Raw genomic sequence first — 21417 nt, 5'->3', positions numbered from 1 at the left:
TCCTACCGGCTGACCGTATCCGCGTCCCAACTGGTGCGCGCATGGCCGGCACGTGGTCTGTGGATGGGCGCCCTGGTGAGTGGCCGCATGGTTCCGAGGTTGGGCTGGTGATGGCGTGAGTCTCCATAAAGTCTCGAAGCATTACATGGCTGATGATGCCGGGCTCAAGGAGCTTGGCGCGTCGTCCATCATCGGCACTGCCACCATGAACGCGGCTAGTGATCTGGCACGCAAGGCGCAGTCTGTTGGCCGCGGCGAGTATTCCGCGGCACCCATGACGGTTGTTGCCGGTTGGGCGAATGAGCGTCGGGCCGGTGCGGTGGTTCGTGAGACGCGCCGTGACTGGAAAGACACCCGTGACGCTGTCCTGTTGCGCGTGGCTGACTCCATGAAGGCGAGGGGCAATTGATCGACGCTCTCATCTTCCCGGACGCCCGCGAGGCACTGTTCGACCTGATCGACGGCGCAACCCACCTAGGCGAACCGGTGTCGGCGCACTACCAACTCCCCGCCGACTCATACGGCGCGCTTGGGGGCCCGTTCCCAATCGCCTTGATCTACGTGACGGGCGGCAATCGCGGCTTCGTTGACCGTGTAGATCGGGCGACGATCGAGGTTTACGCACCTGGGCAACAGGCCGTGAACACGCTCGAATCCATTGCCGCATCCATCATCGGCGATGGCATCGAAACCCCATCCGGCTTCATCGACTCCATCGAGCAGGACGTAACCCCCGCTGATGTGCCCTACCAATCGGACACGCTCAACAAGGCTGTAGGGACCTTCTTTGTGACGTCCCGGCCCCTCTAAAACCCCGTTCGGGGAATCAACTAACTCTGAGCCCTTGAAAGGGGTCTATTTCCCATGCCTACGTTTGCCACGATTCAGCAGGAATCCGACAATCGGAACCTTGTCCGCAAGATCCAGAAAGCCATCGCGTTCCTGGCTCCCACGTCCGTCGAGCTCCCCGCAAGCCTGTTCGGCGTCGGCGGCGCGCTCGTTGACCTGAAGGCCCTCGGATACCTGCCTGTCGGTCTCGTCACGCCGGACGGATTTGAATATGGGCGAGACATCTCGAAGTCCGACATCTCGGCACTCGGTTATGCCGGGCCTGTCCGCTCTGACATCGACTCTGTTGCCCGCTCGGTGAAGTTCACTGCGCTGGAGACCGGCAAGAAGCACATGCAGGAGTTGACCTACGGCACCAGTCTTACCGCCGTGACTCAGGCTGTGGCATCGGGCGAAATCGTCATTGATGAGCCGGACCTTCCGGTTGGGCAGGAATACCGCATGCTCATTATCGGCTCTGATGGCCCCGCCGCTGACAACTGGATCCTTGGCCGCGGCTATGGCTCGGTGAAGCTCGCCGCGACGGATTCCCAGAAGTGGGGAACGTCCGACGCCATTACCCAGGCGTACACGTTCGACGTTTTCACGGATTCCGTGATCGGCGTCCCGGTTCGCCACTACATCGGCGGAACTGGCGCTGTGAAGAACAAGACGGCGCTGGGCTTCACTGCCGCCGTCTAGTCCCCCAATCCCGGTGCGCGGCGTTCTCTGGGTGGCGCCGCGCACCGTACCACCTGACACCCCGAAATCTTAGGAGCCGAAATTGCCCAAGTTCACAAAAGGCACACTGACCATCGAAACCGCTGTTGCCACTGAGGCCGCAGAGCTTCGCCGCGACGGATTCACCGAAGTACCCGCCGACGCCTTCAAGGCTGAAGCACCCAAGTCCAGCAAGTAGCCAACCCCTCACACCCGGAGGCAACACCATGGCCGTTGATAAGCCGAACGTAAATCTGTCCCTCGCCTCGCTCGAAGCTGAGGTCGCTAAGCCGGAGCCTTTCGTGCTCGCTCTCAAGGGCGGGAAGCGGATCACGTTCCCTGACCTGTTCGACTTGCCCGCTGATGAGGCGGGTGAGTTCTTCAAGGATCTTGAAGCTACGGGACAGAACGACTTCACATTCCTTGAAAAGTGGCTGTCGGAGAAGGATTTTGAGGCGTACAAGGCTGAGAAGATCCCGCTTCGCGTCCATGCCGCCCTGATCCAGCGCGTGATGGCCTATTACGAGCAGACCGTTGGTAAGCCGGGGGAAGACACCGCCTCGAAGAGCTAATCAAGCGTTACCGTCCGCAGATCCGCGCCGACCTCTTGCGGGAGTACGGCGTGGATCTGGCGGAGTGGTACGCGGGTAAGCGGTGGGTTGGGTTGCTCGAACTGATCGACAACCTGCCCACCGCTTGCAGGCTCAACGAGGCAATAGCGAACGACCCGGAAACCGCGGCGCACCTTGCGGAACTCCGGCTATCCGCGCCGGACGATGCCGAGCCGTGGTCCCCAAGAATTTCTGAGTTCGACTTGAATATCACGATGCTGCGGGAGATCCTGCACGCCATCAAGGGTTTGCGGCAGGTCAGCATTGCCGCTGCCGGTGGGAAGCCTGGCGAAGAGACACCATTCCCCGCACCGTACACCGAGATAGACCGCGCCATCGAGGCCGCAGAACGCAACTGGGCCGAAATGTTCGTCGGTCAGTTCGGATTCGACGCCGACGACATTTGACAACTTAAAACAGGAGGCCCCATGCCTACGATCGGTGTTGCCGATGTCCTTGTCCGGGCGTCGTTCAAGGGGCTCCAACAGTCCGTAGGCCGTGAACTCGACGGCGTTGGTGAATCGGCGGGCGATAGCGCCGGAAAAGGCTTTGGCAGCAAACTCACTGGAGCCGTTACTGGCTTCATGGGTGGCGCTCTCAAGGCTGCCGGCATCGCTGGCGGCCTGTCGGTCGGCGGCGCATTTGGAACGGCCCTATTCAAGGGCTTCGGGCGCCTCCAGGCTATCGAGGAAGCCAAGGCGAAGCTGTCGGGACTGGGGCACTCTGCCGAGGGCGTCGCGCAGATCATGAACGACGCTATGGCCGCAGTGAAGGGAACAGCGTTCGGCATGGACGAGGCCGCGACCGTTGCGGCCGGCGCTGTCGCTGCTGGTATCAAGCCGGGCAAGGATCTGGAGCGAACCCTCAAGCTGACAGGTGACGCTGCAACAATCGCTGGCGTTGGTATGGGCGAGATGGGTGCGATCTTCAATAAGGTTGCAAGCTCCAACAAGATTCAGGGCGACGTGATCGCGCAGCTCAATGATGCTGGCATTCCGATCATTCAGCTACTCGGCAAGGAGCTCGGCAAGTCTGCTGAGGAAACCGTCAAGCTTGCCTCTGATGGCAAGATCAACTTTGAGACCTTCCAGAAGGCAATGGAGGCCGGTCTCGGCGGGGCCGCGCTCAAGTCTGGCGAGACACTCAAGGGCGCGTTCAAGAACACAATGGCGTCGGTCAGTCGTATCGGCGCGTCATTGCTCTCCGGCGTGTATCCGAAGATTCGGGAGTTCTTTGCCGGGGCTATCAACTGGCTCAAGCCGCTCGAAGACGGCGCGAAGATCGCTGGCGTCAAGATCGGCGAGTTCATTGACAAGGTCATGGATGGCGCAAATGGGCTTTATGACCTGATCGTAAAGGGCGACTTTACGGGCGCGCTAACTAAGGCGTTCGGCTGGCAGGAGGACTCCAAGCTTGTTGACTTCCTACTCAACGTCCGCGACGGTGCGCAGGGGCTTTATGACCTGCTGGTAAAGGGCGACTACACGGGCAAGCTTCGGGCCGCGTTTGGCTGGGAGGAAGATTCCCGGTTTGTTGACTTCCTGCTCGGTGCTCGTGAGGCAGCATTCAAGCTCCGCGACGGGGCTAAGAAGGCCTTCGAGGACATCGTTTCGTACATCAAGACGGATCTGATTCCGGCGTTCGATTCGATGGGCCAGTGGGTCCGGGACAACAAGGATTGGCTGGAGTCGCTGGCGGTCGGTGTTGGCGCGGCTGTTGCTGCGTTCAAGATTTACACGTGGACGCTGGCGATTCATGCGGCGGTGACGGGTGGTCTTGCGGCGGCTCAGACGGCGATGGCATGGACGGCGATTGCTGCGTCTATCGCCATGTACAACCTGAATGCCGCGATGAAGGCCAACCTGATTGGCATCATCGTGTTTGCGATCATCGGGCTCGTTACCGGGCTCATCTGGTTCTTTACGCAGACCGAGCTTGGCAAGGACATCGTCAAGAACGTCTGGAACTTCATTCAGTCCGTAATTTCCGGCGTGGTGGACTGGTTCACGAATACGGCACTACCAGCGGTCCAGGGTTTCATCGGCGGAATCGGCGACGTGCTCAACTGGCTTTACGAGAACATCGTCAAGCCCGTCTTTGATGGGATCATTACTGCGGTCAAGTCCGCTGGCGACTTCTTCGGATGGCTCTACGACTCGGTTATCAAACCGGTCTTTGATGGGATCGCCGCCGTCATCAAGTGGGTCTATGAGTCAATCATCAAACCCACCTTCGACGGGATCGCTGCGGCTGTCCAATTCGTCGGCGATGTTTTCAACTGGCTGTGGGTGAACGCTCTCAAGCCGGTGTTCGATTCTGCGGCGGTAATCATCGGCGGTTTTTACCTGTTCTTCCGCGGCATCTTCCAGCTCATCGTCTCGGTCATCATGAACATCGTTGTCCCGCTATTCAAGTTCTTTTGGGACCGGATGGTTGAGGCTTTTTCTGCCATCGGCGCCGTGATTAGCGACTGGTGGAATGGCGCGGTTGCGATCTTCAATACCGTTGTCGGCTTCATCCATGACGTCTTCGCGGCGGCGTTTACGTGGCTGCATGACACGGTCATCAAGCCTGTCATGGATGCAATCGGTGTAGCAATTTCATGGGTCTGGGACAACGTCATCAAGCCGGTGTTCGACAACTGGGTGAACGTTTTCACGGTCACCCTTCCGGCAGTCTTCAATTGGCTGCATGACACGGTCATCAAGCCTGTGTTCGATGCTATCGGTTCGGCTGCCAGTTTGATGTGGAACCTTTTTCTGAAGCCGGTATTTGATGCCTGGGTGAACGTGTTCACTGTCATCATTCCAAACGCTCTCAACTGGCTATACCAGAGCATCATCAAGCCCGTGTTCGACGGCATCGGTTCCTCGATCAAGTGGGTCTGGGTAAACGTCATCAAGCCCGTCTTTGATACGCTCGCGAACTTCATCACGAAGACGATCCCGGATGCTTTCAATCAGGGCGTTGACTTCATCAAGACGGCTTGGGACCGGATCATTGACATCGCCAAGATGCCGGTGAAGTTCGTCATCGACACCGTAATCAATGATGGGCTGATCGGCGCGTTCAACACCATCGCTGGAATCCTGCCAGGCATCGACAAGCTGCCTCGCGTGGCGCTCCCGGCTGGGTTTGCGGACGGCGGCTACACGGGCGACGGCGGCAAGTATGAGCCGGCGGGCATCGTCCACGCGGGCGAGTTCGTGTTCACCAAGGAGCAGACGAAGCGCGCTGGTGTGGCGAACCTCTACGCGATGGCCGGCGCACTTGCTGGCTACGCAAATGGCGGGTTCGTGAATCCGCTCAAGCAGCTCATCGAGACGCAGGGCTACAACCGGACACACAAGGGTGTTGACTTCGCGGCATCGGAAGGCACTCCGGTCTTTGCTACCGAGAATGGCCGCGTGTCGTGGTCCGGGCCTGGTGTGAAGACCCCAGACGTGTGGGGCGGCAACGAGATCCACATCGACGGCGGCTCCGGCATTCAGTCATGGTTCGCCCACCTGTCGTCAATGGCTGTCAAGATCGGCGACATGGTCAGGGCCGGGCAGCAGATCGCACTCTCGGGCAACACTGGCATCACGTCTGGGCCGCACTTGCACTTCGGGACGTTCGCGGGTGGCTGGCCTAATGACGTCAACCCTTATGGCGTGCTTTCGGGTGCTGGTGTTCCTTCTGGTGGCGGGTTCAATCCGCTGGCAGGGATCATCGACGGTTTGCTGTCGAAGTTCCGTGAGGCGTTCCCGGCTGCGGGCATGATTGCGGATCTCGCTATCGGTGTGGGCAAGAAGCTGTTCACCAGCGTCTCGGACCTCATCACGGGTGGCGGTAAGGGTTCGGCGGCGGGTGATCCTGCACTCTACGATCTGGGCGGGATCTTGCCTCCCGGTATCTCGCAGGTAGTCAACCGCACTGGCAAGCCTGAGGCGATCCTGAATCCGCAGCAGTGGGCGGACATCAGCCGCCTTGCCAACCAGGGCGGCGGCCGCGGCGACGTCATCATCAAGGGCAACGTCGGTTGGGATCCGCACGAGGTGGCCCATCACATCGAAACGAAGCGCCGGGATACGTTCGCGGCCTTCGGAATCTAGGGAGGCTTATCAGTGGGTATCGCTTATGCCATCCCTTACGTTCCACCGGCCCCGCCCGTCTCACCGTGGCGGGGGTTCAGCCTCTCATGGACGGGCTGGGACGGCAGCGAGTGGGATCTCACACGCCCGGCTTCGGGGTTGTTCCTGAGGCCGGGCGTGCGGGGCCTTGGACTGCCGGAGTCTGAACGGCTGTCGAGCTCTTCGCCCATGGTTCCAGGCTCACGGCACCGGGGCACGTCAACGAAGGACCGGACTGCTTTTTGGCCGCTGTACCTGTATTCGGATCAGGGCTCGGCGGAGTTCATGGCCCGGGATCGCGCCTTCTGGCAGAGTCTCGACACGGACCTTGAGGGCACGTGGACGGTGGCGCTGCCTGATGGGTCACGGCGGACGCTCGGGTTGCGGCTCGTGGGCGCCGACGATGACATGTCGCATGATCCGATTCAGCGCGGGTGGGCGAGTTACGGTATCAACTTGCTCGCCGATGAGCCGTACTGGCTGGGCGAAACGGTCACGAAGTCATGGGCTCAGGGCGACATGAGGAACTTCTACATCACCGAGGCTGACCGCACGACATACGGCTACCCGGATGATGCGATCTATTACCTGTCATCGGGCGGCGAACTCGGCACGGCGACGTTCACGAATGACGGTGATGTTCCCGCGTATCCGGTGTGGACGGTCGTTGGTCCGACGACGGCGGTCTCATTCGGCGTCGGCGGGAATGACATCATCGTCCCGTTCGCCATCCCGGCAGGCTATGCGGTGCAACTGGACACGGACCCGTTCAATGGGCAAGTGCTCTGGTATGGGCCGTGGGACGCGGAGTCTAAGTCGATCACTTCACCTGTGGATCGGACGTCGGAACTGGATCCAGCGTCGGCGTTCGTTGCGATCCCCCGCGGGCAGGACCGACCCCTGAGCATCGCCATGACCGGCACCGGGACCGTCATTGCTGAGGTCCGGAACAAGTATCGGAGGGCCTGGTAATGGACCCGGAAAACGCTTACGGAATCCGCGTTTACAAGGGCTGGGAGTTCAAGGGCTGGGTTGGGCGGCCAATCGATTTGAAGCCGACGATCCGCCACAACATGAAGTCAACGGCAACATTCACCATTGACGCCGATCATCAGCGGGCGGCGGACCTCATGACCGCAGGCGCCCGCGTGATGATCTACCGGCATGGCGAGTTTCAGATGAGCGGGCCTGTGCGTCTATCTGGCGGCGACTTCACAGCGGCGGCTGAACTCAACTTTACGGTTGAAGATGATTTCCGGATCCTGCACAACTGGCTTGCATGGCCCAAGCCTGGCGCTGCTCTTACTGGGCAGGACATCGAATACCGTTCGATCACGGGCCCGGCTGAGACTGTCGTGAAGACTGTCATGGCTGAGAACGCGGCACGCCTCGGCTTCCCGCTCACCGTGGCACCGGACCTTGGGCGTGGCGCATCGGGCAAGTACACCTTCCGCTTCCACCCAGCCTACGACCGGCTGTTTCCCGCCGTCGATCAGGCAGGCATCGGCGTCACGGTCAGGCAGCAAGGCGCTGGCCTACTGCTGGACTGCTACACCCCGCGCGACTACCCACACACGCTATCCCCGGAGAACGGCACTATCACGGGCGGCACATACTCACTGGCGGCACCGGGGGCAACCCGCGTCGTCGTCGGCGGGCAAGGTGAAGGCGTGGCGCGTGAGTTCAAGGGCTTCACTGAAACGGCGCGCGAGACCGCATGGAATGACGTCATCGAGGTTATGCGGGACGCGCGCGACTCATCCAGTGGCGACGTCTACGCAGACAGAGCCGCGGAAGTCCTGGCTGAAGGCGCACCGCTCGCCGGGCTGTCGCTCGAACTCTCCGAAACAAAGCACTTCCGCCTCGGTGGGGACGGTCTGCGGGTGGGCGACCGCGTGACGGCGAAGATCCGCGGGCAAGCTTTCACGGATGTTCTCCGTGAGGCTCGTCTCTCATGGGCCAGAGACGGCGACACGGCAACCCCCGTCGTGGGCGAGCGTGCCGACGACCCGGACTTGAACCTCGCCAAACGAATCCGCGCACTACAGCGCGCCGACAATGACAGGAAGGCCCGCTAATGGCTTTGACCAGCGTCTTTTACGACGGCACAGTGACGGAAACGGACTGGGCCAAGAATCGGGGCGGCGTCCCCGATTATGGCGTCTACGGCATCCACGACTTCGAGGTGAAGCCGCACCCGTCGATCCCGTACGCGGTCCTCGTGACGGCTGGCAAGGCTCACGGATTCGGTGTCACGGATACCGCCGCCACGGACCAGGTTGTCAACTGCACTACGCTCTCATCCGGCGTTCGCTGGGACTTGATCGCGGTGCGCCGCAACTGGCAGCCGGCACTTGGTGGGCCCTCCGCACTGGTGGCAATCCCGGGCGGTGCTTCTGCGGAGATCCCCGCGGCCCGCAAGATCGGCCCAGGCGTGGAAGATGACCAGCCCCTCGCGCTCGTGAAGTGGGTTGGTGGTCTTAGTGCGCCGCAGCGGATCATTGATCTGCGCGTGTGGACCGGCAACGGTGGACTGTTCGCCAAGGATGACTTGGTGCGCACGTACCTTACCGGCGTCGGCACTGAGGTAAACATCAACGGCACCGTCTGGGCTCTCTCGCTCGGCGCCATGGACGCTGTTGGCTGGGTCAAGACTTCCGAAATCGGCAAGGTTCCCCTGTTCAGTGTCGGCTCAACTCTTGACGGCGGTACTCCCCCGGCTGGCACACAGTTTCTTACGCAGTCCGGGACAGTCGTCCAGACAACAAACTTCGTCGGGGCGGCACGGCTGGTATTCCCAAGCCCATTCCCCAACGGACTGGTCAGTGTGCAACTTTCCAGCGGGGACAACTTCGCCAATGGGCGCGGAACCACGATCACCCCCGCTGGCGGCAGCGCCTACGGTTCCAGCGGCGGCGGCGACAGGGCCAGCGTCGTCTATGAAGTCTGTGCAGCTGGCGGCGCACTACTTACCGACCGGACCCACCGCCTCAGCTGGACGGCCGTGGGCTGGTGAGCAGCGAAGAGCACACCGGCCTATTGACTGACCGTGAACTGTTGGTGCGAATCGATACGCGACTACAGGCCGTTATCGAGGACAAGAAAGACCACGAAACAAGGATCCGCGCACTGGAACAGTCCAAGGCGCTGATGGAGGAAAAGATCGGCAGGGCAGTTACGCCCAAGCAGCTGTGGGCTGGTGCGGCATCGGCCGTCGCAGCAGCGTCCGCGGCGATCCCATTTATCAGTTCGGTGGTGAACAAATGACAGCATTCACTCTCCCGACGTCGCGCCCGGTCACGCAGGACTGGGCGCGGGAGTTCTACAACTTCAAGGGTGTTGCATACCCGCAGGGCTTTTACCGTTCTCTTGGGTGGCTCGGGCATAACGGCATTGACTACGGCTGCTGGATCGGCGATGCGGTCGAGGCGGTCTGTGACGGCGTGATCGAGTACGTCGGCCCCGGAAACAACCACCCGCTGCTGACCGGCGGTGGGAATACCATCCTGCTCCGTAATGACGAGCTCGGGATCCGTTTCGAGTATCTGCACCTTTCCCAGCAGAACGTCTACACCGGGCAGCGCGTGAGTATGGGGCAGGTCATCGGCCTGTCAGGTGACTCCGGCGCAGCAACCGCCCCGCACTTGCACCTCGGCGCTATCCCGGTCGGCTATGTCAATCAGAATGACGGCTGGCGTGGCCGTGTAGACCCGACCCCCTACCTCTACGGCACCACCCAAGGCGCCATAATCACGGCTTCGGCCATCATCAACCATTTACAGGAGGCCGGCGTGGCACTTGAACTGAAAGACCTCGAAGCGATTCAGGGGCTCGTGAACACCTCCGAGGGCCGCATCATCGCGGACGCTCGGGCGCAGTCGGCATGGGTCCTCAATGAGCTCGCACAGAAGATCGAGGACAAAGCCTACGAGGTGAAGGTATTCACGCAGGCCGTGAACAACCAGAACGCCGACAGGACCATCATGGACAACCGGGCACAGGAAGAAGCAACCCGCGCCGCCATTGCGGGAGGCAAGTAATGGCTGATCACCTGTACGCATCAACCCAGACCGCCTACCCGTGGCGTGCGACTGTCCGAACCGCGTTTGCGTTCCTTGTCGGACTCGCTGCTGCATGGGCGCTCATCATCCAGGCTGCCGGGATCGATCCGGGCGTGGAGTGGGCGGCAACCTCGCTGACTGTCGCGGCTGGCATCACCCGCGTCATGGCCCTGCCCGCCGTCGATGGACTCATCCGGCAGTTCGCCCCGTGGCTCGCACCTGACAAGAAGGATCTGACCAATGACTGATTACCCGTTTGCCCTCCAGATTGTTGTGGATCCCGACAACCCCATGAATGTTGTCAAGGCCGGAACCGTCTACCTGTATGACCCTTCCGACCTCGCATCTGTCTCGCCTATCGCGATCAAGGACCTGTCCGGGCTGCCGATGACCAACCCGTTGAAGTCCAACGGGATCGGCGCCACAAACCCGTTCATCGCCACGATTCCCAAGGTCAAGTGGAAGTCCGGGCCGTATGAGGGGTTCTTCTACTCCTACGACGGTCTCCGCAATGAGGCTGTAGCGGCACGTGCGGCCGCCGAAGCCGCGAGCGGATCCGCAGCCACCGCAGCAACTAACGCCGCTGCTGTCACGACAGCAGCCATCGCCGGGGCGGTCGCCACAGCTGGGACTGAGGCAGCAGCAGCCGCCAACGCCTCACTGAGCGCGGCTGTAGCATCTGCCGGGACCGCAGCCACCAGCGCCACCAGCGCGGCCACAGCAGCGGCCACAAGTGCCAGTGCAGCAGCAGCCGCCGCCGCACTCGTGGCAGCACCCGCAGACGCCGCCATTGCCGCCGCCATCAACGGGGCCGGGACCGCAACGAAAACGGCACTAAATGACACCTATGCCCCACTCGGGACACTCCTGATAGACGGCGGAAACGCCACCTCGATCTACACCAACACATTCAACCTAGACGGCGGGAGCGCTGCAGTATGACGAACCGAATTCAACACCGCAGGGACAATTACGCAGCTTGGATTGCGAGCAACCCAGTTCTCGCCGCTGGTGAAGCGGGCTATGAAACCGGGACGGGTAAACACAAGATCGGTGACGGGTCCACGGCGTGGAAGTCCTTGCCCTACGCCGCTGACGCTTACGAGAAGGAGAGGCCAAGGGCTGGCCGTGGGGCGGTCATGTTCAGCCTCGATGACAACCGGGCGCAGAACGTCGAACTCGTTGCCCTGCATGAGGCATTGGGGCAGAAGATCACGCTGGCCATCACGTCATCCTGGGTTGATCAGACAGACCGCCTCACATCCGCTCAGATCCTCGATTACCACAAGCGCGGCCATGAGATTGCCAACCACACGACCACGCACGCGAACTATACCGGCATCTCTGCCGCCGCCCGACAGACCGAGACCGATACCTGCTCGCAATTCATATTCAACCTCACCGGCCGCTGGCCCTCAACGTTCGTGTACCCATTCGGGGCGTGGAATGCAGCATCAAACCAGGAACTGTACACCCGGTTTCGTTCATGGGCGATGACGTGCTCGGCAACGACAGACCTTCCTCTGCTCTACCAGCTCGGCGATACGTTCCCATGGTTCTACAGGCTTGATCTCGACAACCCGTTGAACCTTGACCGGGCGAAGGAGCTGATCCGCATGGCCGCTTATTCGCCGATCATCGTCAGCTTCTATACGCACTGGACGGACCAATCGGGGACGATGACAAAGGCGCAGTATCAGTCCATCGCCCAGGTGGCCTACGACTTGAACGTCCCATGCGTGCTGCCCCGTGACGTGTTTGGACAGGAGTCCCGAGTCGCGGACCCGTCCTTCGAGGTTGCCGGGCTGCCCAACTGGCTTCCAACCAAGACCGGCGCGGCAACCACAGGCCGGGTGTCGGTCACCCCCGATGTTGGCCTCTCAGGCGCCTATGCCGCTGCGTTGACCGCCACGAACCCTGACACCGCTCAGGTGTCACAGGCTGTACAGGTCAGCCCCGGAACGTGGCGCATCTCCGGCCGCGTAAAGCAGGACACCGGGGCCGTTCTCACGACCAACGACTTCGGTGTGCAGATGAAATACCGGAACGCGGACGAAACAGTCCTGTCTTCGCAGACGCTGTACCCGACGCTCTCCGCAATCGGCGTGTGGGCGCGGTTCCAGATTGATGTGACAGTCCCGGCAGGGGCTCGCTTCGGGTGGCTCGGGTTCCTGAATGCCCCCGGCGCAACCAGAGGCGGAACACTCCATGTTGACCATGTGGACATCCGTCCCATTGAACAGGGTTCGCTCGGATAGTTAACGGGCAGGGTGGCCCGCGATGAAAGAATTCATTGCGGGCCACCCGCGTCAACTCGTCACCTAGGCGCGCCGGCCCCCGAATCGTGAGAGCAGTGCCTTGTTGGCGGGCCTCTCCACTCCGTGGTGGAGGGCAATCGCGCATAGTACGGAGGCAAGGAAGGCTAGGGCGCCGACAGCGGCGCTAGTCCCCAGCAAGTGGACGCTGTGAACAATCACGAGCTGGTGCACTAAGTAGAAGCCGAAAGACACCTCGCCGGCATAGATGAGTGGTTTCGCCTGCATAATCCTTACGGGACGTGTGCAGTCCGCCTGGGCGGCCCCAACAATCACTGCGAGGAAGATCAGCGTGCCCCAAACATCGCCGGCTGGCTTGTCGGAGACGGCAACGAAACCAACCCCTGCGACGGCAAGCAGGACCGCGCCGTGCCACATCTTGGGGACCCAGCCTGACCGCATTGCCAGGGCAGCGCACACGCCGAGGACAAACTCGGGCAGACGCACGAGCGGGTTCGTGTACCGGATGGCCTCGACAGCAGGACCGGCGTCAAACATCGTCGTCGCTAGGACCGCGGAGGAAACGACGGCGAACAGCCCGAATCCCACGACCACGAGAACCCGGACCGACAGGCCACGAAGCGCCGCGACAATGAACGGGAACAATAGGTAGAAAAGAACCTCGCAGGAAAGCGACCAAGCCACACCGTTCACGGAGTATGTATACGCGAAGTCCGGGGCCCATGCCTGCACCAGAAGCACGTTCATAAGCGTCGGAAGCGGCCCGCTCTCGCCTACCCCGGTGGGGAGGCAGAGCGCTACCAGCATCACGACCAGATGTGAGGGGTAGACGCGTGCGAAGCGTCGCAAGTAGAACTTTGAAGCTCCTTGCCCCTGACGGTCGGTCCACGCCAACAGGAAACCTGACAGTACGAAGAAGAACGCCACACCGGAGTAGCCCAGCTTGGCCGGCGCGAAGCTGATGATACCAACACTGTTCAAGTGGAAAACGAACACGAACACGGCTGCAAAGCCGCGGAGTGAGGTCAAAGACGGCAAACGGGGCGGTAGCGCAGAATGTCTTTCCCGATTTTGGGCAGCGTCGAAAGTCGCGAATGTAGTCAAGAGATCCCCCCAAGTGAAGTGCGACCCCCGGCCGCTCGCTTGATTATATCCGATCACCAAGGTCCCAGCGGCCCGAAAGACCGGTTAAGTAACGTAGCTGAGTTTCCCTTCCCTTGAGCCCGGGTCATTGGACGGGACGCTTGTCGTACCCAAATCTCGCTAGTGGACGTCCTGGGCCACGGGACCATGGCGGGCTTCCGCGACGGGCACAGGAATGACCCATCTGGGGGTGGTCTGGTTGTGGGAGATAGAATTCTGGTTGAGCGTGCAACGGTGCCTCCCATCTACTGAGCGCCAGAGGACAGCATGACCACTACGACCTGCATCCCTGAGACGAAAGCGGCAGCCCCCCGTCAACGCCGCAAGGGCCCCGGCACAACCATTGCTTGGCTCGCCGTATCACTATTGCTGTTGTGGGCAGCAGCTGGCGTGTTCCTATACGTTGCACCGGCCAGCGATGCTCCGAAACATGCGGATGTGCTTTTCGTCTTGGGGCCTCCGGACAGCCGCATGACGTATGCCGAGCGGTTGATGGACCAAGGTTACGCCGGCACCCTCGCAGTATCTGTCCCGCTGGACAAGCGGGGATTGCCGAGCCTGGCCCTTTGTAATGAACGGCGCACCTACCGGATTATCTGTTTCCACCCCGAGCCCTTCACCACGCAAGGAGAAGCTCGGGCACTCCAGAGCCTCTCGCAAGAAAATGGGTGGAAGAGCGCGGATGTGCTCACTGCGCAATTTCACATCACTCGGGCCCGGGTGATCGTGCAGCGCTGCTACGAGGGCGACCTGAGCATGGTTGCTTTTCAGCAGAAATTGCCGCTGGTCTCGTTCACGAAGCCAGAAGCGTCCTGGGTCTACCAGTACGCCTACCAAACAGCGGCCTTCGTGAAAGTGGCACTCCGCGAAGGCTGTTGACTGGCGGACCATCGGCGTCTGGCGGCATAGACCGGCTTAGTGACGTAACGGAACTGCCCCGCTCCCTGTTTGGGCGGCGGGGCAGTTCCGCTAGCTGATGTGCTCCACGGATCCGGCCAAAGCGGCGGCGATCTGCTCGGACGTCAACTTTTCCCCAGGAAGGTCCGGGATCGGGTCTACGTGATCCTCGACGGCGTACTGGGTGAGATTCCCGGCGTCATTCGTTAGCTGCCAGTGGAACGTCATGTCACGCCGAACGTGAGCCGTCCAGCCAGCCCCGGCAGCATAGTAGACCTCGTCCTCGTCGGCCCGCACGACGCCGGCGACCTCCGCAGAGGCGTTGGCATCACTCCAGCTATAGAAGTCCACGGTGCGGCCTCCGATCACGCAGGACGCCGTGGAGGCCATCCCCGGGCCACCCTGGCCCACATCGCCCGCCTGGATGGCGCTGCAGCCCGGGACCAGGGCAGCGATAGCGGACGCGGTCTGCCCGAAGTACGTCGTTGGTTTGGGCGCAGGCGTACTGCTCGCCGTTCCCGTTTGGTCAGTCGCCGCCGCGGCCGAGCTACAGCCGGCCAACGCAATTGCCAGCAGTGCACCGCTGGCAGCGCCACAAATTGGTTTCATCGCCCGATAGTAGCTCCATATTCAGACGAAACCTGTGGATCTTGGGATCAGCTCAGCACTATGACGGAACTTGCGGTAAGTCGCGGTAATTTCCGTAGGAGGCTCGCCGGACAAGTCCGGTAACGACCGGTTAACCGAACCAACTGAAATGCCCACATGAATGATCGGAGCATCCGCGGTCGGCCACTTGGAGAGTGCGACGCTGGCTCGAAAGCGGTTGCGCCTATGGGGCCAGTCTCTGCGGGCTACGGCATGCCGCCGATGAGGAGTGACCCACGATATGGTTGCCCGGAGCCACAATCCTATTGTCGGGCTAACCGCAAGATTACGTGCTAGCAATGAATGTATTTGACTTGCACAATGCATAAACCTAGGCTCATCGAGTCCCGCCGTATCCCCCCCCAATGACGGCGGAACCGCACGTGAACGCCCCCGCACCAGACCCCCGGCCTGTGCGGGGGCGTTTTGCTGTCCGGCTACGATTGCCCCATGGTCACATTTACGCTCGGCGGCGCAACCTACGAGTACCTGAGGCCCGTCCTCGGGCACTCTATGGCAGGGCTCTGACACTGCGGTAGCATCTAAGGAACCCGGCAAGCGGGACAAGCGCCGAATGACTTACGCCACGTATCAAAGGGTCCGGATGTCTCTAAACAACTTCAGCATCGTCTTTGCGGGAGAGAATTTCCCAATCAGTTCGATCAAGACGACAGACTTCGTGTTTCGTCATCGAGAGCTAGTGGAGACTGTGCGCCTCCCTGTGCTCCTCCAGGCTGCTGCTGGTGGAGCGAGTATCGATGTCCTTCACGACCGGTTTGTAGCGGCTGTCACTTCACCTGACAAGGTCGAGGTCCAGACGGAGGGCCTCCAGGACCTCGCACGGACGTTCTTGGAGTATGTCGGGAAGCGTACGATTCGTGCCACGGGGCACAACCTGCAGTTTTCCTTGGATGGTGTCGATGCTCCAAAGCAAAAGATTGCGGACCATTTTCTCAGGAGGACGGCCGTCCAGGACGCCCTCGGATCTCCGGTGTTCGGCGCGGACCTCCAATTTTTGTTTGACGGCGACAACCATTCGCGTGTGCGCGTAGGGCTCGTCACGGAAGGCGTGGACGTACCAACAATTGACTTCAATTTCAACTTCGAAGCAGCGGAAATATCACCCGAGGATGCCCTGACTGCATTTGGAGATTCGTATCGACGCGCCCTGACAATAGTAGAAAAGCTGCGCCAGGCGATCGAATCTGAGGTGACGGTCTGATGGGAAAGCAAGAAATGTTCATCGACACAATAAGAAATAGGACGTGGAGCACTAGCATCCCGGATCTTGGCTCTGAGTCTTTGGCCCAGTCCACCTCAAGGGTCATCAGAGAGCAGCTCGTCATCGGCAGCGATGCCCAACGAGAGGCCTTTGTAGACGCGCTAACCCGGTGGTCCGGCGTGGGGAAGACGCCGAGCACGGCGACCTTTTCTCCTTTGGCGCATGGAACAACCGCCGCCCGGCTGGGAGGTGTCGTCGAACTATTAGATGAGGCGATAGCCATGCTTGCAGTCGGGGAACGAAGCGAACTTGAGGATGTCATTGGCTCGGCCGCCCCTGCCACAGTGCCCGCGAGTTGGGTGGCGGAAATGAAGGGCATCAGCATTAGCCCGTCCGCGGACGAAGTGATGGACTGGTACGACTCTCAGCCGCCCGCGTGATATTTGAAGAGGTTGCCGGCCTAGATCTACGGCAAGGAGACGTCTGCACGGTTGAACACTTCCCTCGCTGGGACCTAGCTAACACCATGAATTCGACGATGCCTGATGGCACGGCCAAATTCCTTCAGATACCAACATGGGATCGTGTGGCCCAGCCCTCAGACTCCACTGAAAGACTAGTGGTGGTGTGTTCATACGATTGCGACATCGAGAACCCCCGTGGGCGCTCCGGAATACTCATAGCGCCGACGATCGCGATCACAAATAGGGACCCCCGGCTTGCCGACATCATGGCGTCTGGGACACCCAAGGATGATCTAGGCGGTGGGTTGGCTTTCACCCACCTCAACCTATTCCCATTTCCGCTGACCGCTCTGAACGACTCCGGCGAGCTGAACGTTGTCGCTGACCTCAGCGCGATGACGTCACTGGGACCTGCCCCGTTGGCAATAAAGCAGCTGGCCGGCTCTAAGAAGTTCGAGCTAACCGAAAACGCACGTAAGGACTTTCGCACAAAGCTCGCGGTGTTCCTCGGTCGCCCTGATATGTGAGCAGTTGGGCTGATCGAATTAGACTTCTGCATCAGGCACGATTTACAGATCGCAGAGGCAAGATAGTGTATTCAAAGCGGTTCCGCGATCCCCCCATTTGCGGAGTTGCACGGTCAGCCCCCATGCTTGAGTCTCCCACGACTCGCGTGGGGGCTTTCTTGTCGTCTGGGTACGATTGGTCCATGGCGACCTTCACCCTGGACAGGGAACCGTACGAGTACCTGATGCCTGACCCGGGCACACATGAAAGCGTCCGGTCGTGGACCTATGGGCAGTACCCGAAGGCGATGGCCAGCCTCCCACTCGCTGACGGCGGGACCGTGGACGTCTACGCCCATGCGGACCGCTGGGGCAGCCGGTTCCCGGGATTCCTGCCGGGCTAGAGGGCTGTCAACAGCTAATCCACAGGGGATCAACGCGCCCTGTTATGGATATTGCACCGCGGCATGCCTTAATCAACTGGTGCTAGTTGCCTTCGTAGATGAGTCCTACCCCAACCTCAAAGACAAATACTTCGTCAGCGCCGTGGTCGTAGACATGGTCGCACTGTTCGACCTGAACCAGGGGTTCCGGGACGTGGTCTCCTATGCGAACAACGCCTTCGGCGTCGATCCAGCGGCGGAGCTGCACGGGCACGAGATTATGCAGCAGCGGAAGCATTGGCGGCCTATGGCTGGCAAGGTCCGCGGCGCGGTGAAGGTCTACAAGAAGTGCCTGTCCGCGATCGCGGACAGTGGCGCTAAGATCTTCTTGGAAGGCGTCGACGTGACCCGGCTGCACCAAAGATACAGTCGGCCGGATGATCCCCATGAGATCGCGCTTCGGCACGTCTTGGAACGGGTGGATGAATACGCACGCCACCGGGGCCGTAAGGTGCTCGTGGTCGCGGACGTGGTACCAGGGCAGGCTAACCACGCAGCCATCCTTGAGCTTTTCAGCAAGAGAGGCACACCCGGCTACCGCAGCAGCATGCTAACGCAGGTGATTCATCCGGTGCGCTTTGATGACAGCTCGCTTCACTTCGGCCTGCAGGCAGCAGACCTGGCCGTCTACTTGTACCGGCGGATGAACTGCGTTACGGAAACTTCGCCAGCGGCGGAAAAGTCTGTACGCGAAATGTGGGGCACACTGTTGCCGGCGCTCCACCACGCGAGGTTGTGGGTCCCTTAAGCACTGAGAGCCCCTCGCGAGAAGGGCTCTAGGCGGTCAACGCTGGCTCTATCTAGCAAGCCCTCGTCGTGTTCACTACACTACACGCTGGACGCCAAGATGCCATAACAATCATCTGCTAGCCCAGCGCATCGGCGGCCGCAGCGTCGGATGCCTTGGTCAGCCGGGCGTACACGCGGGGTGGTCTGCGGGCCCTCCCCCCACCCCGGCTCCGTATGGCTCTATCGGTCTTCTTCAGCCCCGTACCAAACGGGAGTATGTCCGCAAGTATGCCCTGGCCTACGAACGCACGGCATGAAGCCAGTGGGGGACTGGGTTCGCATTCCCTCGTAGTCGCAGTGATCTTCCGGTATCACTCTGATTTCGGTCATGTGCTGATGCTAGGCATGGAATAGGCATTTAAGGGGGAAATCTATGCGCCGGACCTGATATCCGCCTGACCGACAGCATCCGCGGACCCCGCCGCCGCCGCCAAGGGTGTCAACACTGTGTACACCCTTGCCAGCGATCGCCGGAAAGGGGCGTGCGGGACTCGCACCCCGTAGTAGTAGTAGGAGTATTCCTACTACTACTTTCCCCGCCCGCTGACGGGCACAGAAAAGCCCCGGACCCATGACAAGGTGCCGGGGCAGTTCCTGGAGGCTTAGCGGCGCGTCAGGCGGTTAGTCTTCGCAGTTCTGCAAGACCCAGTTCTGAGCACGCCAGATGACGTTGTAGAGGTTGTAAGGTGCGACATCAAAGGTGTCCCACTTCTGGCCGACGCGAGCGGTCCAGTTGGGAATGTGGCCACAGCAGACACGGTGTCCGAAGATATAGAACAGTGCATGTGGCAGAGCGCGCTTCAACATGGAATGCCTTTCCATTGTCGCTGCCCCCGAATAGGGCTAGCGTAGCCGCGTGCTCATAGCGTTCATGGTAACTGACCGTAGCCCTTACGCCAGACTGCGATCAGCGCTGGCACTTTCGTCTGGGCCGCCAAGGGTGTCCACGACCGTGGATACCCCTTATCCACGGGGATACGAGGTTGAGTGGAGCAGCCGCGCAATATTCTCGCGCTGCGTGCGCGGTCGTTGCTCTGGCATGGCCGGGGTAGCGATGATGGCCTGGTAGTGCTCTTCGGTGAAGCGGTAGAGCCGGCCGATCTTGGTGTGCGGCCACCTGCCGGTCTTGCACATCTTGTAGACCGTTTCGACGTTCACTTTGAGTTTCGCGGCCACTTCGGCGGCCGTCATCAGTGGGATGTCTCTCATCGACTGAGCATACTCACCGCTCGTGCCCAGCGCGGTTAATGATGCCTGACGTTTGCCTAGTCCATTCCAGTCAATCGGCGGCCCATCTCCGCAACGATTCGGAGGTATCACGTAGTTCGCGCATGAACTTCAGCGCGGACGGGTCCTGGATTACTCCCCTCTTGTCGGAGCGGGCAAACCGGATCTCCTTGACGTCTTCGTCGCAGTCCTCTGCGCAGTTCAGGCACTCTTCCCGGAATCGCCTGGCCAGGCCGCCCAAGATCCAGTGGACGACGGGCCACGGAACGACTAGCCCTTCCCTGTCTTCGAAGGCCAGAGGATGCGATGGGACATCCGCAGCGTCAGGGCCGAGCTTGACGGATAGCAGCCGCGAATCCCGGATCCTCATCAGCGCTCTCGAATTGCCAACCCATGTATCTAGGCAAGATTCGGCGTCGGCCGCCCCGACGACATAAGCAATTGCGGACACTTCGCCGTTGGTCAGATTCGGTGAGATCGCATCGGCCGCATATAAGGTAGCTTCGAGGGCAAGGAAAGCGTCCAGCTCACCCCATGGGACGACCAGTCGTTGAATCGGCCGCCATGCCTCCAAGGCTTCTTGCTCAGGATCCAGAAACGCTAGCAAGGCTTGACTCGGCCGCTTGACGCCAAGCTTGATGATTCGGACCTCTTCAACTGGGGCGCCATTCTTTTCCCGGTAGGCCCAATGTTCACCCGCTTGGATCTCCCTGTTCGACTTGACCACGTTCCCAATCTACGGGTCCAGGCTATCGCCTGCATCGAATTGCCAGACTCGATAGGCTTTCACTCCTCGGTCGGTCCAGATAGCTTTCTAAGTGCGGCGGCGATGCGGTCTTTGTCGTATCCGCCACGTCGTGTTCCGGCTACGATCTGAGCGATTTCGTCTTGCTGGTCAGGGGAGAATCGGTAAAGGCGCCCGATGCGGTCGCACGGCCATTCGCCGGTCTGGGCTTTCCGGCGTACCGTGTCGTCCGCGATCCGGTACTTTGCCGCCATGTCCTGCGCCGTGGCGTATAAATCTGAACTTCGAGTCATTTGCCTTACAGCCCTTCTAGTGCTTTGGCCGCCACTTTCAGATCATCCCCTTGAATCGCTCCCGCGCCGCTCGCGACGGTCGCTTGAAGGGGACAGGGGGCTCGATGATGGCCCGGTAGTGCTCTTCGGTGAAGCGATAGCTCCTGCCGAGCTTGATGTGTGGCCACTGGCCGGTCTTACACTTCTCGTACACCGTCGCAGTGGTCAGGTTGAGCCTCTTGGCGAGGTCGGCGGCCGTCATCAGTGGGGTGTCGTCCATCAATCGAGCATACGTCCGGAGCCCGCGCCAACCTGGCCTCAGTCCGCAGAAAGTCCGCAAGAGGACAGGTATATTTGCCGCAGGACCCCTGCGGCAGTTCACCGAGAAAGACACCTGCCGCGGGTTTACCGCTACCCCGGATCGGACACGTTTCAACACTGAGAGGGCTGCTA

At 60.7% G+C, this 21417-nt stretch carries 26 protein-coding genes; 21 read left to right on the top strand and 5 right to left on the bottom strand.

Going from position 1 to position 21417, the window contains the following annotated elements; translation table 11 throughout:
* The first annotated feature begins 145 nt into the window (after positions 1-145).
* The 15 genes from E5206_RS09410 to E5206_RS09345 all read left to right on the top strand — a co-directional run bounded on the left by E5206_RS09410 (position 146) and on the right by E5206_RS09345 (position 12590).
* Positions 146-409: a hypothetical protein gene (locus E5206_RS09410; protein WP_136322259.1), complete on the top strand. Its 264-nt coding sequence runs from the start codon at positions 146-148 to the stop codon at positions 407-409.
* Positions 406-810 carry a hypothetical protein gene (locus E5206_RS09405; RefSeq protein ID WP_136322258.1) on the top strand — a complete coding sequence of 135 codons (405 nt, stop codon included), beginning with the start codon at positions 406-408 and terminating at the stop codon, positions 808-810. Before E5206_RS09410 ends, E5206_RS09405 begins: the two co-directional genes overlap by 4 nt.
* Positions 811-864: 54 nt before the next feature.
* The gene (locus E5206_RS09400; protein WP_136322257.1) at positions 865-1530 is read left to right on the top strand and encodes a hypothetical protein; all 666 of its coding nucleotides are present in this window, start codon (positions 865-867) and stop codon (positions 1528-1530) included.
* 82 nt (positions 1531-1612) lie between these two features.
* Complete coding sequence (locus tag E5206_RS19730; protein ID WP_276605958.1) at positions 1613-1747, top strand: hypothetical protein; 135 nt, start codon at positions 1613-1615, stop codon at positions 1745-1747.
* 28 nt (positions 1748-1775) lie between these two features.
* Entirely contained in the window at positions 1776-2120 is a 345-nt protein-coding gene (locus E5206_RS09395) for a hypothetical protein (RefSeq protein ID WP_136322256.1), read from the top strand.
* Positions 2121-2170: 50 nt separating this feature from the next.
* The gene (locus tag E5206_RS09390; RefSeq protein WP_136322255.1) at positions 2171-2566 is read left to right on the top strand and encodes a hypothetical protein; all 396 of its coding nucleotides are present in this window, start codon (positions 2171-2173) and stop codon (positions 2564-2566) included.
* Positions 2567-2587: 21 nt separating this feature from the next.
* Positions 2588-6253: a peptidoglycan DD-metalloendopeptidase family protein gene (locus tag E5206_RS09385; RefSeq protein ID WP_136322254.1), complete on the top strand. Its 3666-nt coding sequence runs from the start codon at positions 2588-2590 to the stop codon at positions 6251-6253.
* 303 nt (positions 6254-6556) lie between these two features.
* A complete protein-coding gene (locus E5206_RS09380; protein WP_136322253.1) occupies positions 6557-7243 on the top strand; it encodes a hypothetical protein in 687 nt (228 codons plus the stop codon).
* The gene (locus E5206_RS09375) at positions 7243-8349 is read left to right on the top strand and encodes a hypothetical protein (protein ID WP_136322252.1); all 1107 of its coding nucleotides are present in this window, start codon (positions 7243-7245) and stop codon (positions 8347-8349) included. The genes E5206_RS09380 and E5206_RS09375 overlap by 1 nt, the downstream gene beginning before the upstream one ends.
* Positions 8349-9287: a hypothetical protein gene (locus tag E5206_RS09370; protein WP_136322251.1), complete on the top strand. Its 939-nt coding sequence runs from the start codon at positions 8349-8351 to the stop codon at positions 9285-9287. Before E5206_RS09375 ends, E5206_RS09370 begins: the two co-directional genes overlap by 1 nt.
* Entirely contained in the window at positions 9284-9538 is a 255-nt protein-coding gene (locus E5206_RS09365) for a hypothetical protein (protein WP_136322250.1), read from the top strand. Before E5206_RS09370 ends, E5206_RS09365 begins: the two co-directional genes overlap by 4 nt.
* Entirely contained in the window at positions 9535-10311 is a 777-nt protein-coding gene (locus E5206_RS09360; RefSeq protein WP_136322249.1) for a M23 family metallopeptidase, read from the top strand. Before E5206_RS09365 ends, E5206_RS09360 begins: the two co-directional genes overlap by 4 nt.
* Positions 10311-10580: a hypothetical protein gene (locus E5206_RS09355; RefSeq protein ID WP_136322248.1), complete on the top strand. Its 270-nt coding sequence runs from the start codon at positions 10311-10313 to the stop codon at positions 10578-10580. The genes E5206_RS09360 and E5206_RS09355 overlap by 1 nt, the downstream gene beginning before the upstream one ends.
* A complete protein-coding gene (locus E5206_RS09350) occupies positions 10573-11274 on the top strand; it encodes a hypothetical protein (RefSeq protein ID WP_136322247.1) in 702 nt (233 codons plus the stop codon). Before E5206_RS09355 ends, E5206_RS09350 begins: the two co-directional genes overlap by 8 nt.
* Positions 11275-11471: 197 nt before the next feature.
* Positions 11472-12590, top strand: coding sequence for a polysaccharide deacetylase family protein (locus E5206_RS09345; protein ID WP_240690082.1), 1119 nt, complete (start codon positions 11472-11474; stop codon positions 12588-12590).
* A 63-nt stretch (positions 12591-12653) separates the two neighbouring features.
* On the opposite strand, the gene E5206_RS09340 is transcribed toward E5206_RS09345, so the two are convergent.
* On the bottom strand, positions 12654-13637 hold the full coding sequence (locus E5206_RS09340; protein ID WP_168709299.1) for an acyltransferase: 984 nt from the start codon (positions 13635-13637) through the stop codon (positions 12654-12656).
* Positions 13638-14018: 381 nt separating this feature from the next.
* Here E5206_RS09340 and E5206_RS09335 point away from each other — a divergent pair, with 381 nt between their 5' ends.
* A complete protein-coding gene (locus E5206_RS09335; RefSeq protein ID WP_136322244.1) occupies positions 14019-14630 on the top strand; it encodes a YdcF family protein in 612 nt (203 codons plus the stop codon).
* A gap of 90 nt (positions 14631-14720) precedes the next feature.
* Here E5206_RS09335 and E5206_RS09330 read toward each other — a convergent pair whose 3' ends face one another.
* Positions 14721-15257 carry a hypothetical protein gene (locus E5206_RS09330; protein WP_136322243.1) on the bottom strand — a complete coding sequence of 179 codons (537 nt, stop codon included), beginning with the start codon at positions 15255-15257 and terminating at the stop codon, positions 14721-14723.
* 613 nt (positions 15258-15870) lie between these two features.
* On the opposite strand from E5206_RS09330, the gene E5206_RS09325 reads away from it, so the two are divergent.
* The 5 genes from E5206_RS09325 (at position 15871) to E5206_RS09305 (ending at position 18679) form a co-directional block, all read left to right on the top strand.
* Positions 15871-16518 carry a hypothetical protein gene (locus E5206_RS09325; protein WP_136322242.1) on the top strand — a complete coding sequence of 216 codons (648 nt, stop codon included), beginning with the start codon at positions 15871-15873 and terminating at the stop codon, positions 16516-16518.
* Positions 16518-16958, top strand: a complete 441-nt coding sequence (locus tag E5206_RS09320; protein WP_168709298.1) for a hypothetical protein — start codon at positions 16518-16520, stop codon at positions 16956-16958. The genes E5206_RS09325 and E5206_RS09320 overlap by 1 nt, the downstream gene beginning before the upstream one ends.
* 98 nt (positions 16959-17056) lie before the next feature.
* Positions 17057-17509, top strand: coding sequence for a hypothetical protein (locus E5206_RS09315; RefSeq protein WP_136322240.1), 453 nt, complete (start codon positions 17057-17059; stop codon positions 17507-17509).
* Positions 17510-17691: 182 nt separating this feature from the next.
* Positions 17692-17892: a hypothetical protein gene (locus tag E5206_RS09310; protein WP_136322239.1), complete on the top strand. Its 201-nt coding sequence runs from the start codon at positions 17692-17694 to the stop codon at positions 17890-17892.
* A 79-nt stretch (positions 17893-17971) separates the two neighbouring features.
* On the top strand, positions 17972-18679 hold the full coding sequence (locus E5206_RS09305; RefSeq protein WP_168709297.1) for a DUF3800 domain-containing protein: 708 nt from the start codon (positions 17972-17974) through the stop codon (positions 18677-18679).
* 1004 nt (positions 18680-19683) lie between these two features.
* On the opposite strand, the gene E5206_RS09295 is transcribed toward E5206_RS09305, so the two are convergent.
* The 3 genes from E5206_RS09295 to E5206_RS09285 form a co-directional block, all read right to left on the bottom strand.
* Positions 19684-19929, bottom strand: coding sequence for a helix-turn-helix domain-containing protein (locus E5206_RS09295; protein WP_136322237.1), 246 nt, complete (start codon positions 19927-19929; stop codon positions 19684-19686).
* A 70-nt stretch (positions 19930-19999) separates the two neighbouring features.
* Positions 20000-20674 carry a hypothetical protein gene (locus tag E5206_RS09290; protein ID WP_136322236.1) on the bottom strand — a complete coding sequence of 225 codons (675 nt, stop codon included), beginning with the start codon at positions 20672-20674 and terminating at the stop codon, positions 20000-20002.
* Positions 20675-21022: 348 nt separating this feature from the next.
* Entirely contained in the window at positions 21023-21244 is a 222-nt protein-coding gene (locus E5206_RS09285; RefSeq protein ID WP_136322235.1) for a helix-turn-helix domain-containing protein, read from the bottom strand.
* Positions 21245-21417 lie beyond the last annotated feature (173 nt).

The organism is Arthrobacter sp. PAMC25564 (genome assembly GCF_004798705.1).
GTDB lineage: Bacteria > Actinomycetota > Actinomycetes > Actinomycetales > Micrococcaceae > Arthrobacter.
This window is presented reverse-complemented; position numbering and strand designations above follow the sequence as displayed.

Bases quoted from the DNA above. Each gene is read 5' to 3' on its own strand.
- E5206_RS09410 (WP_136322259.1), top strand. From the start codon at position 146: ATGGCTGATGATGCCGGGCTCAAGGAGCTTGGCGCGTCGTCCATCATC.
- E5206_RS09400 (WP_136322257.1), top strand. From the start codon at position 865: ATGCCTACGTTTGCCACGATTCAGCAGGAATCCGACAATCGGAACCTT.
- E5206_RS09395 (WP_136322256.1), top strand. From the start codon at position 1,776: ATGGCCGTTGATAAGCCGAACGTAAATCTGTCCCTCGCCTCGCTCGAA.
- E5206_RS09385 (WP_136322254.1), top strand. From the start codon at position 2,588: ATGCCTACGATCGGTGTTGCCGATGTCCTTGTCCGGGCGTCGTTCAAG.
- E5206_RS09380 (WP_136322253.1), top strand. From the start codon at position 6,557: ATGGCCCGGGATCGCGCCTTCTGGCAGAGTCTCGACACGGACCTTGAG.
- E5206_RS09375 (WP_136322252.1), top strand. From the start codon at position 7,243: ATGGACCCGGAAAACGCTTACGGAATCCGCGTTTACAAGGGCTGGGAG.
- E5206_RS09370 (WP_136322251.1), top strand. From the start codon at position 8,349: ATGGCTTTGACCAGCGTCTTTTACGACGGCACAGTGACGGAAACGGAC.
- E5206_RS09360 (WP_136322249.1), top strand. From the start codon at position 9,535: ATGACAGCATTCACTCTCCCGACGTCGCGCCCGGTCACGCAGGACTGG.
- E5206_RS09355 (WP_136322248.1), top strand. From the start codon at position 10,311: ATGGCTGATCACCTGTACGCATCAACCCAGACCGCCTACCCGTGGCGT.
- E5206_RS09350 (WP_136322247.1), top strand. From the start codon at position 10,573: ATGACTGATTACCCGTTTGCCCTCCAGATTGTTGTGGATCCCGACAAC.
- E5206_RS09345 (WP_240690082.1), top strand. From the start codon at position 11,472: ATGTTCAGCCTCGATGACAACCGGGCGCAGAACGTCGAACTCGTTGCC.
- E5206_RS09335 (WP_136322244.1), top strand. From the start codon at position 14,019: ATGACCACTACGACCTGCATCCCTGAGACGAAAGCGGCAGCCCCCCGT.
- E5206_RS09330 (WP_136322243.1), bottom strand. From the start codon at position 15,257: ATGAAACCAATTTGTGGCGCTGCCAGCGGTGCACTGCTGGCAATTGCG.
- E5206_RS09325 (WP_136322242.1), top strand. From the start codon at position 15,871: ATGACTTACGCCACGTATCAAAGGGTCCGGATGTCTCTAAACAACTTC.
- E5206_RS09320 (WP_168709298.1), top strand. From the start codon at position 16,518: ATGGGAAAGCAAGAAATGTTCATCGACACAATAAGAAATAGGACGTGG.
- E5206_RS09315 (WP_136322240.1), top strand. From the start codon at position 17,057: ATGCCTGATGGCACGGCCAAATTCCTTCAGATACCAACATGGGATCGT.
- E5206_RS09310 (WP_136322239.1), top strand. From the start codon at position 17,692: ATGGCGACCTTCACCCTGGACAGGGAACCGTACGAGTACCTGATGCCT.
- E5206_RS09295 (WP_136322237.1), bottom strand. From the start codon at position 19,929: ATGAGAGACATCCCACTGATGACGGCCGCCGAAGTGGCCGCGAAACTC.
- E5206_RS09285 (WP_136322235.1), bottom strand. From the start codon at position 21,244: ATGGACGACACCCCACTGATGACGGCCGCCGACCTCGCCAAGAGGCTC.